At 42.9% G+C, this 12,075-nt stretch carries 12 protein-coding genes; 7 read left to right on the forward strand and 5 right to left on the reverse strand.

Annotated features, from left to right (window positions below):
* The first annotated feature begins 301 nt into the window (after positions 1-301).
* Positions 302-991: a response regulator transcription factor NblR gene (gene nblR / locus IM319_RS08285; protein WP_286826484.1), complete on the forward strand. Its 690-nt coding sequence runs from the start codon at positions 302-304 to the stop codon at positions 989-991.
* Positions 992-1,109: 118 nt separating this feature from the next.
* On the opposite strand, the gene IM319_RS08290 is transcribed toward nblR, so the two are convergent.
* Positions 1,110-1,907 (reverse strand): glutathione S-transferase family protein, encoded by a 798-nt coding sequence (locus tag IM319_RS08290; RefSeq protein ID WP_287735267.1) that lies wholly within the window; start codon positions 1,905-1,907, stop codon positions 1,110-1,112.
* A 332-nt stretch (positions 1,908-2,239) separates the two neighbouring features.
* Between IM319_RS08290 and IM319_RS08295 the strand changes: the two genes are divergently transcribed.
* The 3 genes from IM319_RS08295 to IM319_RS08305 all read left to right on the forward strand — a co-directional run bounded on the left by IM319_RS08295 (position 2,240) and on the right by IM319_RS08305 (position 5,007).
* Positions 2,240-3,448 carry a hypothetical protein gene (locus IM319_RS08295; protein ID WP_287735268.1) on the forward strand — a complete coding sequence of 403 codons (1,209 nt, stop codon included), beginning with the start codon at positions 2,240-2,242 and terminating at the stop codon, positions 3,446-3,448.
* A 33-nt stretch (positions 3,449-3,481) separates the two neighbouring features.
* A complete protein-coding gene (locus IM319_RS08300; protein ID WP_287735269.1) occupies positions 3,482-4,474 on the forward strand; it encodes a pentapeptide repeat-containing protein in 993 nt (330 codons plus the stop codon).
* A gap of 65 nt (positions 4,475-4,539) precedes the next feature.
* Positions 4,540-5,007, forward strand: coding sequence for a retroviral-like aspartic protease family protein (locus IM319_RS08305; RefSeq protein WP_287077954.1), 468 nt, complete (start codon positions 4,540-4,542; stop codon positions 5,005-5,007).
* Here the strand turns inward: IM319_RS08305 and IM319_RS08310 are convergent.
* Positions 5,002-6,663, reverse strand: a complete 1,662-nt coding sequence (locus IM319_RS08310) for a M14 family metallopeptidase (RefSeq protein WP_287675138.1) — start codon at positions 6,661-6,663, stop codon at positions 5,002-5,004. The two genes, IM319_RS08305 and IM319_RS08310, sit on opposite strands and share 6 nt — an antisense overlap.
* Positions 6,664-6,735: 72 nt before the next feature.
* Between IM319_RS08310 and IM319_RS08315 the strand changes: the two genes are divergently transcribed.
* A complete protein-coding gene (locus IM319_RS08315) occupies positions 6,736-6,948 on the forward strand; it encodes a hypothetical protein (RefSeq protein ID WP_287077952.1) in 213 nt (70 codons plus the stop codon).
* Here IM319_RS08315 and IM319_RS08320 read toward each other — a convergent pair.
* A complete protein-coding gene (locus IM319_RS08320) occupies positions 6,945-7,691 on the reverse strand; it encodes a circadian clock KaiB family protein (protein WP_286826478.1) in 747 nt (248 codons plus the stop codon). The two genes, IM319_RS08315 and IM319_RS08320, sit on opposite strands and share 4 nt — an antisense overlap.
* Before the next feature lie 90 nt (positions 7,692-7,781).
* Positions 7,782-9,098 (reverse strand): type IV pilus twitching motility protein PilT, encoded by a 1,317-nt coding sequence (locus IM319_RS08325; RefSeq protein ID WP_287735270.1) that lies wholly within the window; start codon positions 9,096-9,098, stop codon positions 7,782-7,784.
* 276 nt (positions 9,099-9,374) lie between these two features.
* Here IM319_RS08325 and IM319_RS08330 point away from each other — a divergent pair, with 276 nt between their 5' ends.
* Together IM319_RS08330 and IM319_RS08335 are read left to right on the forward strand one after the other, a co-directional pair.
* Entirely contained in the window at positions 9,375-10,208 is an 834-nt protein-coding gene (locus tag IM319_RS08330) for a hypothetical protein (RefSeq protein ID WP_287735272.1), read from the forward strand.
* A 14-nt stretch (positions 10,209-10,222) separates the two neighbouring features.
* Positions 10,223-10,657: a type II toxin-antitoxin system VapC family toxin gene (locus IM319_RS08335; protein WP_002803173.1), complete on the forward strand. Its 435-nt coding sequence runs from the start codon at positions 10,223-10,225 to the stop codon at positions 10,655-10,657.
* A 23-nt stretch (positions 10,658-10,680) separates the two neighbouring features.
* Here the strand turns inward: IM319_RS08335 and IM319_RS08340 are convergent, their stop codons facing one another.
* Positions 10,681-11,739, reverse strand: coding sequence for a potassium channel family protein (locus IM319_RS08340; RefSeq protein WP_125732212.1), 1,059 nt, complete (start codon positions 11,737-11,739; stop codon positions 10,681-10,683).
* Positions 11,740-12,075 lie beyond the last annotated feature (336 nt).

Here is a 12,075-nt window from a genome sequence, read left to right on the forward strand (position 1 = left end):
ACCTCGGAACAAATATCGCCCTTGAAAATGTAATGGCGACGGGTCAAGCAGCATAGAAGCTTAACGGCTAAGGTCAATTCTGCCCACAAATAAAATTCAGAGCCTTCCGCCGCCGGGCAGTCGGTAGATGTTAAACTAAAACGCTTGTGGATTCGGTCTGACGGGGGCATAGTCTTCCGATTGTGTCTAGTTAAGAGGAGTAGAAGCAAGAATCTCCCGTCACAGCCTAGCTTGACGGCGAGAGTGTCAAAATTAGGTAGTCCCCTCCCTATCTTTCCTATTTCTTTACCGCTTCTGATTTATGAGTACATCCGTTCCGAGTTCTTCAATTCTCTTGGTGGGAATTGAGGAGAATATCGCTAAACTAGCTAGTGCGGACTTGAAAGAAGCAGGTTATCGTCCCCTGATCGTGCCTAGCATTGATATGGCTTTCCCAGAAGTGAAAAGTTGTCAGCCAGCGATAATTATACTCGATCGCTTCCTCGCAGCGGAGGCTGGTGTGAATTTTTGTCGTCGTTTACGTTCCCAGGGAAGTCGCGTTTATATTATTTTGTTAGTATCTCAAGAAACCCTAGAAGAACGTCTGGCCTGTTTGGAAGCGGGAGCCGACGATTATTTTCTCAAACCCTATAATTCGCCATATTTTCTCAAATTAATCCGTTTTTACCTGCAACCTCTGGAAATTATCCCCGAACAATTGCGTTTTGGTGACTTAGTATTAGATTTAGCCAGTCGTCGTCTCTCCTATAAAAACAAAAATATTGAGTTGACGATGAAGGAATTTGAACTGCTGCGCTACCTCATGATTCACCCCAAAGAAGTATTATCGAGGGATAAAATTCTCGAAAATGTCTGGGGAGACGAATTTCAAGGAGAATCAAACGTTATTGAGGTGTATATTCGCTATTTACGCCTGAAGATGGAGGCTGGTGGTCAAAAACGCCTCATTCATACCGTGCGTGGTGTGGGCTACGTTTTACGGGAATCTTAACAGTAATCAGTGATCAGTGATCAGTAGATTGCTTTTATTTATTCTCCCCAGACCCCACACCCTACACCCCACACCCTACACCCTACACCCCACACCCTACCACCCTAGTCAAGCGCTGCTATTCAATCTGGATGGAGTTGGGGGAATCGATAGGAGGGGTGGAACTTCCCGGGGTGATAGTTTGACGGTATTGACTATAAAGACGGTCGCGCCAAGCAAAAAAGCCCTCGTAGGCGCTATTATCGGCTAACCCTGGAATCCCCTTGCCTTGCAATTCCCTGGGTAAGTTGAGATAGGAACCCTGGGGAAACTGAAGCAGTACACTTAATCCCGCCACGGCTAAATCGGCTAAAGTGGGCTGATCCCCGACTAAATAGGGACGATTGGTTAAAATGAGGTTCAAAGCTTCTAAATCCTGTTGTAGCCCCTTTTTCGCTGTATTGATAGCATCTTTTCCCAGACCTACACCCGCCCCCAAAATATCAATTAATTCCCCCGGCACAGAACCCAGCAACAAGCGCATAAAATCGGGAGTTTCCCGGGGTAAAAAAGCGGTACGAAAGTTTTGATTTTGGGCAAAAGCGCCGAGAAAAGCGGTTCTTCCTTTTAATCCCAGGGATTCATCGGCCCATTCTTCGATTAATAAACATTGACCCCGTTGTAGGGGATCTGTGGGGATAATTGGTTTTTCAGGATACTTGCGATCGAGATAAAAAGCAATCTCCGTCGAGTCAGCAATATAAGTATCGCCATCCTTGAGGACGGGAACCTGTCGCTGTCCGGAAAGACGGAATAATTCCAATTGTCCCACCCCTGGCACCACGTCCCTTTTTTTATAGGCAAGTCCTTTATAGTCAAGGATGAGACGGACTTTCTCACAATAGGCGGATAATTCAAATTGGTAGAGTTCTAGCATGGGATGATATGGCCTCTCGATAAATCAGTTTCTCCCTGATTACTCTAACCCTATCGGGCATCGGTCGTCTAAACTTAAAGACTTTACTCCGATTTTGTCCGAACATTTGTACTAAAAACGAGAAAGGCGAAAAAATAATCGTTTGCTAATTTTAGGGACCAGATCCGGCAACCCCAACTCAATAGTGCCACGCTTTTAGGTTAGGATATTTTCACGCACTAAAAGCGAGGAATAACTTATATATTCTGGCAAGCTGACTCGCGAGAGACCAATAGCATACCGCTATAGTAGAGGCGTGCGAGGCTGGCTCCTTTCTCGGATCAGAGGTTACTATGCAATTATCCATCGACGTTTTTAATGATGTAGTTCGCTATCTCGACAGCCACGAGGAAAAATTACGGATCAAAAAATTAATCTTTTGTATCTGTAAAAAATATTGGGAAAATGAGCCTAATATTTTGAACGGTGTGGCTATGGAAGACTTGGTGAAGGAGTTAGTGCAACTCAAAACCAATAAAGAACAATTAACTTTTTCTGTTTATAAATTAGTTAAAACCCTCAATCGTCCTCAAGTGTATCTGGGAGTAGCCACGGTTATTATCGAGCAAATCAGTCAATTATATAGTAATATTGCTGCCGCCTACGACAATCAATTATTACCAGTGGAACCGGAAGTTAACCCTAGCTTCACCAACGTTAATAATGATGTCAACAACGAGGAAGATAATTTATTAAGACAGGTGGTTAGTGGAATAGAAAATCATCGAGAGACGGCGAGAATTCAAAAATTAATGTTTGCCGCTTGTAAAAATCGTTGGGAAAACGATCAAGCGGTGATTAATAATTATGGCTTAAAAAATATTGTTTTAGAACTTCAGCGAAACAATCCCAATTTCCTAAGCTTGCGACAAACTCTCAGGCAAGTTGCCGAAAATATTAATAAAAAAGCTCTCTACCTAGCCCTAGCCGATATTATTCTTACGCAGCTAGAGCATCTCTACGATACTGATAACGATGACGAAGAAGAGGATAATGAGTCAAAAAGTCAAAGATTCAACACTCAAATAGTTGATCTAAAGAATGATTCTGATTCTGCGGCTAAAACCACATCTTTCTCCACCTCTAGAAGTGACCCTGTGGATTTTTCCTCTTCGATCATCAATCTAAATGAACCGCAATTAGTCATGGAATTGCCCTTTGCCGAGCCGGCTTCCTCAAATAACAACCCCAGTAATTTCCCACAAATTCCTGCCTACGACCCCTTTGAAATTCGTTTAGAAATTTTCCAGTATGCTAATCCTTTACGAGCCAAAATATTGATTTTCTCGCTCCTATTTCATCCTTGGGATCGGAGCGGTCAAGATTGGTCAACTCTGCGAAGTTATACCCTAGAAGATTTACTAAAACAACTCATCCAAAGTGGGAAATCCCTCCAGGATATCGAAGTTCAACTATACAATATTGCTCAAACCCAAATGGATACGGATGCTAACGTTCAAACCGCCAGTATTCTGGTGCAAACTTTACAAAAAATTCTTTGATTTTTTACCCAAATTTATCTGGATATTCTACCTATGAAACCCAACGAATTAATTGCACGTTATGCCGCAGGAGAAACTCAATTTAGTGGCTTAAAATTACCAGGAGTTAATTTAGTTGGTGCTGACTTAATTGGCATTGTTTTAAATGAAGCAGATCTGCACGGAGCCAATCTTCTCTTTACCTATCTTAACCGGGCTAATCTCGCTCAAGCTAATCTTGTGACAGCTAATTTAAGCGGTGCTAGTCTCAACCAAGCTGACTTAAATGGGGCAGATTTACGCAGTGCCAATTTACACGGAGCGATGCTACAAGGGGCTAATCTTCGTGATACCGATATAACCCTAGCGACGTTACTTGATGCTAACTTAATCGGTGCGGATTTACGGGGGGCTGATTTAAGTGGTGCTAACCTCACTGGTGCTTGTTTGCGGGGAACAAATATGCGTCAGGAAAAGAAAAATCATAAGACTAATTTACAAGGGGCTAATTTCTCCCGCGCCGACCTGCAAGGGGCTAATATGAAAGGGGTTGATCTGGTGCGAGCAAATCTAGTAGGAGCCAATTTAAAGGATGCTAATTTGTGCAATGTTGACCTCAGAAAAGCGGATCTAACTAATGCTAATCTCCAAGATGCTTTACTTACTGAGGCTAATTTAATCGGGGCGCGTTTAGTGGGGGCAAATCTAGCGGGAGCCAATTTAGTGCGGTCAAAAATGACCGATACGGAAGCAATGCAGGCAAATTTCCATAGTGCAACTATGACTCAAATAAAATTTGATCGAGCTAATCTTAGTCAAGCTAATTTTCAAGCAGCAAGAATGAATCATGCTGACTTAAGAAGGGCTAATCTTTCAGGAGTTAATTTCAGCGAAGCGGATTTAGTCGATGCTTTCTTTGCTAGAGCAAATCTCATCGGTGCTGATTTAAGTAATGCTAATCTAACTGGTGCCGAGTTAATGAGTGCTAATCTGATGGGAGTTAACTTCCGCGGTGCAACTATGCCCGATGGTCGGATTAATAATTAAAATTACTAGACAGTGTTGTTGGCAATTATTCCGGTATAATTGCAGGTAGAATTGAGGGTAATCTTATGGTTGAGCCAGTAATTATTGCAGAAGATATGGGCAAAATCTACACCACCATTACAGTTATCAATCGCGCGGATCAAATTCGTGCGGAGGATGGTATAATCGCACCGGAACAAATTCGCTCTCTTACCCTAGAAAATGTCTTGGTGGATACGGGAGCAACTACTCTTTGTCTGGTGCCGGAAGTAATCTCACGCTTGGGTTTACAGCTTTTAAAAGAGGTAGATGTGGCTACGGCTAAAGGCATAGGAAAAGCGAGAATTTTTCGCGATGCTACCTTGATTATTGCGGGACGGGAAGGGACTTTTGAATGTTTGGAATTACCTGGAGGTCAAAACAATTTATTAGGAATAATTCCTTTAGAAGCTTTGGGATTAAAACCGGAGCTTCGCAGCCAAAAATTGCGAGTCTTACCCACAGAATCCCCCGAGACTTATTTAACAATTTTATCCAACAAAATAGCTCTATAAAATCACTTTTTGTCTGACTGTTCCGGCTCTTTCAGCTATAGCGATGATCTCGATTTCTTGACCAGAAACTCCCTTAATCACCCATTCCACCGTACGGCGATAATCTAAACCGTGAGCAAGACTACTATATACTTTATTTGAGCGCCCTTCTAAGTGACCGATTTCCTGCTCTAATTTTCCCACTATTAAACTCACCTCATCGGCTAAATTTAACTTGACTTGAATGGGACGAACAATCTTTCTTTCCAGTGCCTTTTTACTGGTATAAGTGGGTAAGAATCCCTGATTTTCCAACTGTAAAACCAGATGATAAATACCATTTCCCTCCGACTTAAGATCAAGACGAGAGATAGCTAAAAGAGGTGACATCAAAGCATGGGCAATAGTAAACTGACATTGTTTCTCACATAAATCCGGTAAATACTTTTCTGGGGCATTTTGCCAGACATTTTTAAAGTCCCAACCGCCAATTTCCACCTCTCCCAATTGGGGGTGATGAAAACTTTGCCAATTAATAAAACCCTTTCCCGCTAAATTCTCATCATTCCAACGCTGTAATTTCAATTCATCTTCAAAAGGATGCCAGCGAAACCATTGAATATAATCATCTTTTTTCACTGCTGCTTGGGTGGGTGCATCCCATAACTCCACCGTAAAACCATACCAACCAAAATGATCGTAACCGTAATCATCCATGGCACCGTTAGTCACTTCTTTGGGATGATAACGAAAATCGTGATAGACAGAAACGCATTCATAACCAGTCATTGCTTTTCCCTTATCAGCAATATATTTATACATTTCTAAGTCTTCCACGGGGAAATATTCATCGGGATGCGTGCTATAGGGACGCAACATGACTGCTGAATAGGTATGATAGGTAACGAAGCCATTAATATTAGTGTTATTTGCCCAAAATTCGGCTTCTGCACGGGTTTCTGGCTCCGAAAAAGGAAAATTGCCGGCCCCTTGTTGTTCCCCTTCAGGAACCCAATAAACGGGATAATTGCGGTTAAAATCCAAGCCCTCTAGGGTGGGGGCAGTGGTAAAATTATAGCCATCGTAATCGCGGATTAAACCTTCGGTGAGCAAAGTGTAAAAAGTTCCTTCAAATTCCTCCGGTTCGCGACGCACCATAATGCGAGGATCTTGTTCAGAAATTTTCCAAGCGCCACAGGTATCTTTTTGGCGCATTTGTAAGATTAAACCATCGCCGTTAATATCTTCAGGATATAGCCCCGGTTTCTCATCCGTGTGGGGATAGGGCCGAATACTCGATCGTAACATATAGGGAGTGGTGAGATATTTTTCTGCTCCATCCACGGCTAATCGCGGCAAAATATAGACAGTGTAATGGTCAAGAAGTCTGGTAATTGGGGAATTATGACCGTATTGGCGCAAAAGATGAGAGATAGTGTAGAGAGCGACGGCAGAGCCTGTTACTTCCCCCGCATGGGTGTTAGCATCAATCCAATAGGCAGGTTTTTCTAAATAGGGGCCTGTTGCTTGATTTGTGAGGGTAGTTAACCAGATATCTCGATTTTCGTAGCTTTTACCGATCGAGGTGAGGCTAATTAAATTAGGATAGGATGAGGCTAGGTTTTTCAGGAAAGAAACTAATTCAGCGTAGGGGTAATAGTGGCTAAAATCAAACATAATCTTCTGCAACTAAAAAAAAGGATTCTCGGGTTAATTTGAGAAAATATAGGATAATAACAGTAAAAAACTATGGATAGTCAAGACATCGCTCGCTATATCGAAGAAACTAACGGTATTTCTAAGCCTTGGCTGTTGGTGCAATTGCGTCTCAAAAAACTGCAAGAACGTCGCACCAGTCTTTCCCAACAGGAATATATCCAAGAATTGGATGATATTCAGCAAGACTTAATGAAATTGGGCGAATGGTGGCGAGGAATCGAGTCAGAAGTCTTTAAACCCTAAGCAGTGGCGATAATCTGTAATACTCGCGGTAAATCCTCAAATTCGCCGATGATGCGTTTCACCGGTTGCGGCCAAACCCGGACTAAAGTGGGAATAGCAGAGACATGATTAGATTCCGCTTGTTCTGGATGCTTAGAGATATCGATCACTTTCAGGGTATAGGGATGGTGTAATTCTCGCTCTAGAAGCTGATGGATCGATTCTAGGGTGTGTTTAGTATTGGCATTATTACCGGAGACAAATAACCGCAAAACATAACCCTTGGGACTAGGGTTAGTATAGTCAGAGTCAGCACTAATCCCCGAAGTCGTTGGGGGGCGCTCCTGATAACGGAGAATCAGATCGTGGGATTGCCAAAGTTGGGGAAACTGCTGACGATAGGTTTCTAAGATAGTGGGATTAGAGGATTGTTCCTGCCAAGGTACAGTAAACCAAGCTCGATCGTCCGTGGCGAAAATAGCATTTAATAAAGGCTGATAGCGACGGACAAGGGGATAGACTTCGGCACTAGTATGAATACGGTGACTATAGGGATCTCGCCAGCGGTCGATGGTAGCAGTAAAACTCGGAACTAAAAAATGGGGGGGTTCTGGCAACCCTAAAGCGGACTGGAGAGCAGCGCAGAGATTCAGATGCCAATGAGTTTGTTTATCAGGATCGATACAGTAAATCAGGTCGCCCCCGGGGGTAAACAGGGCGATGCCTTTAAAAATATCGGGCAACACAATCGCGGAAGTAGTCACTTGAGGGGTTCCCGTAGAGAACAAATAGGAACTTCTATTTTTCTAGATTACTAAACTCTTGACCCCTCAAGAATTTCCTTCAGGGTTTTTCTAGATTCTACCCCGCAGCATCATCGCCAGTTCATTGGGAACCGGGGACATTTCCAAGGCGACCTCATCGCTAATCCGTCCCTCTTGATAGAGGTTAAACAGAGATTGATTAGTGGTAATCATGCCATCATATTCGCCATCTTTCATTAATTCGATAATTTCGTCATTTTTGCCGCTGCGAATGTAATCTTTGACGGTTTCTGTGTTGACGAGAATATCGTGAAAAGCAGCCCGTTTACTATCGGTGGTGCGACATAAACCCTGGGAAATAATACAAACCAAGGATTCTGCGATCGCCACCCGCATGGATTCCCGTTCCTCGGCGGTATAAAGAGTTAAAATCCGCTCCAGGGTTTTAACGGCGCTGTTGGTGTGCAGGGTTCCCATGACTAAGTGACCGGTTTGGGCAGCTTTCAGGGCAGTATTAACGGTGGATTTGTCCCGAATCTCCCCCACCAGAATAATATCTGGGTCTTCCCGCAAAGAGGCTTTTAGGGCATTATCGAACTCATGGGTGTGCATTCCCACTTCCCTTTGTTTGATCAAACTGCGACGACTTTGATGGACAAATTCGATCGGATCTTCGATGGTGATAATATGTTTGGCTTGTTCTTTATTGATGTAATCGATCATTGCCGCTAGGGTGGTGGATTTCCCTGAACCCGTCGGACCGGTGATTAAAATCAATCCCTTATGCACATCGCACACATTCCGGAACACCGCCGGTAAGCGCAATTGTTCCATAGTGAGGATTTTCATGGGAATCAGACGCAAAACCATGCCTGGACCGCGCAGACTTTCAAAGATATTAATCCGCACTCTAGCGAATTCGTACTGAGTTGCACCGTCAAATTCTAGGTCTTTTTTAAAACGAAGGATTTCTTCTTCTCCTAGAATTTCCCGTAACCAACTATTAAAAGTGTTGATGTCAATTTCGGGATAGTCGAGAATGATCATTTCACCACGATCCCGCGTCCGGGGTTTTTCTCCAACTCCCAAGTGAACGTCCGAATAACCCCGATCAAAGGCCATCCGGATCAAATGTTCTAAGGTGGGTTGATTGGGAGCGCGACCCGGCCGGGGTGGGGTTTGGGGAGAAGCAGCCTGACTGGGAACGCTATTTTTGGGAGGACTTGTGGCGGGAATTTGACCATTTTGCGGCATATTCGGCACGTTTTGGGTCGGTGTCGCCACCTGTTGGCTCATTTCTTGAGTTTTCCCCGTGCTGGTTCCCGTGATTTTTGAGGGAGGCATCGGCATGGAGGGAACCGGCAGCGGCTGCAGTGGTCGCGAGGAAGAATTGGGATTTTGACTCATCGTAAATAGGGTTTTTTCCTTTACTATTCCCCGATTGTACTAACATCTCATCCTCAATTTCTGAATTCCTCACAGATGTTGGATTGAGGAGCAAGGAACCAGTAGTCTCCGAGTCAGGGGAATTAAGAGTGAACAGTAATCAATCTATCTCCCTCAGAGGCTATAGTAACTATAATCACCCCTTCAGACCCCAAAATTGTTACAATGGAGGTTTAGGGCTGATGATTTTGACTACTCATTTCTGTGTGATCTTCAGTCTTAGGAGCGTTAAATACGATGAATAGTCTGCCAAGTTCGGTCGAACGGGAAAATTTAGGGCAAATTTTGTTAGAAAATCTACAAGATATTACCGATAAACTTGCTCAAATTGCCAACGATTTCGATCAGATAATACTGGATAATTTACTACAGGAAACTAAGATTTTACTCGATCGAGTTAAGGATAACTCTAAAACTTATCAAGCAAGAGCCGATATATTTGTGCAAATTAATCAACTATGGTTTCAGGTATGGAAACAGTATAGAGATGAGGATTCAGCACTGGAATTAATCCGATATATAGACCAATTTACTAATCAAATTACTGCCTATTATCAATTATTTATCGGCCTTGCTCAGATCAATGAGGGAAAGACTGGTGAAGAAAAAGCCGATTTAATCAGAGTGGTGGAAGGTTCACTGATTCTCTCAGAAACGATAGATGTGTTTATTGATATGTTTGCCGATTCAGAACTAGAGCAAATTAAAAAGTTTGCTCAGAATGCTCTCTCGTTTTCTAATCGTACTATAACCGAATATTTCCAAGATACTGACAAATCTTTAGTCACCCAACTGAGAGCCTATTACAGTTTAATAATTTTCAGAATTCAAGAGCGATTTAATCCTAGTAATGTATCCTCAGAAACTACCTCTCATTCCCTAACAGATGATTTAAGCGATCTTGATCCTTGGACAAGAGACTTAGTGGGGGTTGTCGATTTAGAAACTGAAAAATCTTCGTCTGAAAACTGGTTAGATAATCTTTCTGGATCAATTTCTAATGAGGAGGCTTTTGAGAAAGCATTAGAATATGGGCGTGTTTTTCGTCAAACTGGCAAAATTGAGCGGTAAATTCTGACCGAATCATGAAATATTTACTTGATACCGATCATATCAGTTGTATACAGCGTCGCTCTCGGCAGGATTTTCAGCGCTTAAAATCTCGCATGGCTCGATATTCATCTCAAGACTTTGCCCTATCAATAATTAGTTTTCATGAACAAACTTTAGGGGCGCATACTTTTATTAATCGTGCCAAAAATAACGCCGAAATCCTGAAAGGATATACTTTATTAAGAGAAATTCTTCAGGATTTTAGTAAGTTTCCTGTCTTAGCCTTCGATGAAAAAGCACTGATGATTTTTGAGCGGCTACAAAAGAAAAAAGTGCGGATAGGAACGATGGATTTGAAAATTGCTTCGATCGCACTGTCCCGCGATTTGGTATTATTAACCCGAAACGATCAGGATTTTATCAAAGTTCCTGATTTAAAAATGGAAGATTGGATCAGTGAAGTTTGATCGGCTGGAAAAATTGCTGCTGACTAATGCTTCGGTAAACGTAAACCATCCGATCGCATAGGGATTAAAATCTGAGTTAAACTGCGTAATTGTTCGGCCGTTCCCATACAAATTAACAGATCCCCGGCCATTAATTCCGTATCGCCAGTCGGTCCCCCTATTAGCGTACCATCAGCCCGACGTATAGCCAAAACTAACGCCCCCGATCGAGATCTTAAATGTGCTTGACTAAGACTTAAACCGACACAGGGACAAGTCCTCGGATCGATTAAAAATTCTTCCATATAAAACGATCGATCGGTTCCGGTTAAAATCCCATCAACAAAATCCATCACCTGGGGTCGTAGGGCTGCGGCCGCTAATCTTCTACCGCCGGTAATATAGGGAGATACCACCGCATCGGCCCCGGCCCGTTGTAATTTTTGTACTGCTTCCTCGGTACTGGCCCTAGCAATGGCGCGGATTTTCGGATTAAGAGTTTTAGCAGACAAAACTGTATATAAATTCTCCGCATCGGAAGTTAAAGCGGCCACAATACAAATAGCGCGTTCAATTCCTGCCATTTGTAAAGATTTATCTAAGGTGGCATCTCCTTGAACAACAATATAATTTAATTCTTTGGCCCGATTTACCTGTAGGGGGTCTGTATCAATGACTACAAAAGGAATATTTTCGGCGTGAAATTCGATCGCCACCTGTCTGCCTGTGCGACCCAAACCACAGATGATATAGTGTTCCGATAGTCGATCGATCACGCGTTTCTCCTGTCTCTGTTTGAGTCCCTCTTGAAAATAGCCTTGAATTAAAGCTTCGGTCAAGCGATTAACAATATAACCGATCGTGATTACTCCCATCACGATCAAAACCATTGTAAACAGTCGTCCCCGTTCACCTAGGGGATTAATTTCGCCAAAACCGACGGTAGCGAGGGTACTAATCGTCATATAGGCCGAATCTAGCCAACTCCAACCCTCGATCAGATGATACCAAAGCGTACCCAGCAAAAATACCACAATCAGGGCAAAAATTCCCCCGATTAATTCCTGACGCAGCCGACGATATTTATCTTCACTGATAGACAAGCAAAATTCACCCCTAAGACTGTCTAGTAAATTACAATAAAATCAGTTTTTAATCTAAATAACCCGTCCTTCTCAGACGGATTTGATTATAATTTCCCCTATCTCAAGGTCGCGAGAGGACTCCCGTTAGAGCCGCCCTTGCTTAAAGGGAGATGAATCGCGACCAAAATGAAACTAACGCGGTAGCCTTTCCACTTTCGAGGGATTTCGCTAGAATACAGAAAGCGGTAAAGCGCGTAAAGTATCACGGAAACCTCCCGCTCCTTTGTACCTCGGAACAAATATCGCCCTTGAAAATGTAATGGTGACGGGTCAAGCAGCATAGAAGCTTAACGG

Origin of the sequence: Microcystis sp. M113S1, from assembly GCF_020246945.1 — a bacterium.
In the GTDB taxonomy this organism is placed as follows: Bacteria; Cyanobacteriota; Cyanobacteriia; order Cyanobacteriales; family Microcystaceae; genus Microcystis.

Bases quoted from the DNA above. Each gene is read 5' to 3' on its own strand.
- nblR (WP_286826484.1), top strand. From the start codon at position 302: ATGAGTACATCCGTTCCGAGTTCTTCAATTCTCTTGGTGGGAATTGAG.
- IM319_RS08290 (WP_287735267.1), bottom strand. From the start codon at position 1,907: ATGCTAGAACTCTACCAATTTGAATTATCCGCCTATTGTGAGAAAGTC.
- IM319_RS08295 (WP_287735268.1), top strand. From the start codon at position 2,240: ATGCAATTATCCATCGACGTTTTTAATGATGTAGTTCGCTATCTCGAC.
- IM319_RS08300 (WP_287735269.1), top strand. From the start codon at position 3,482: ATGAAACCCAACGAATTAATTGCACGTTATGCCGCAGGAGAAACTCAA.
- IM319_RS08305 (WP_287077954.1), top strand. From the start codon at position 4,540: ATGGTTGAGCCAGTAATTATTGCAGAAGATATGGGCAAAATCTACACC.
- IM319_RS08310 (WP_287675138.1), bottom strand. From the start codon at position 6,663: ATGTTTGATTTTAGCCACTATTACCCCTACGCTGAATTAGTTTCTTTC.
- IM319_RS08315 (WP_287077952.1), top strand. From the start codon at position 6,736: ATGGATAGTCAAGACATCGCTCGCTATATCGAAGAAACTAACGGTATT.
- IM319_RS08325 (WP_287735270.1), bottom strand. From the start codon at position 9,098: ATGAGTCAAAATCCCAATTCTTCCTCGCGACCACTGCAGCCGCTGCCG.
- IM319_RS08330 (WP_287735272.1), top strand. From the start codon at position 9,375: ATGAATAGTCTGCCAAGTTCGGTCGAACGGGAAAATTTAGGGCAAATT.
- IM319_RS08335 (WP_002803173.1), top strand. From the start codon at position 10,223: ATGAAATATTTACTTGATACCGATCATATCAGTTGTATACAGCGTCGC.